Genomic DNA, 430 nt, shown 5'->3' with positions numbered 1-430 from the left:
AGTCTACAAGGATTTCCACGATATCGTAACAAGATTCGTATAAAAAAAGAGGCTGTTGAAAAAGTTTTCTCGCAGCCTCATAATTAAAATTATTTATTGTCAAACGGATCCCATTCGTATTTTGCGCGCGCACCACCAATCAATTTTGGTCGGTTGCGGAGATAAGTCGTATGAGCCAGTCCGATTTGTTTTATCGAAGTGCGAACTGGAACTTGGACAAACTTAACATGAATGCCAATCGAGGTATCACCGATGTCCATGCCGGCTTCAGCAGTAATGTGTTCAACTTCAATCGAATCGTTAAAGTTTTCAAAAGCAGCAATTTGTCCTGCACCACCTGCATGGAGCGAAGGGAAGACAGTAACTTGTTCAAAGCCGCGCTCCTTAGCTACATTTCGTTCGACAACAAGTGCCCGATTAAGATGCTCGC

Annotated in this window: 1 protein-coding gene; it reads right to left on the bottom strand. The window is 43.0% G+C overall.

Translation table 11 applies throughout. The features are described from left to right. Nucleotides 1–89: 89 nt before the first annotated feature. Nucleotides 90–430: TIGR01440 family protein (locus tag CP357_RS09980; RefSeq protein ID WP_098037222.1), on the bottom strand; the 341-nt coding region annotated here is incomplete at its 5' end.

This window comes from Lactobacillus sp. UMNPBX6, assembly GCF_002553975.1.
Lineage (GTDB): Bacteria > Bacillota > Bacilli > Lactobacillales > Lactobacillaceae > Lactobacillus > Lactobacillus gallinarum.
The sequence above is the reverse complement of the archived record's forward strand: the minus strand, read 5'-3'. Positions and strand labels throughout refer to the sequence as shown.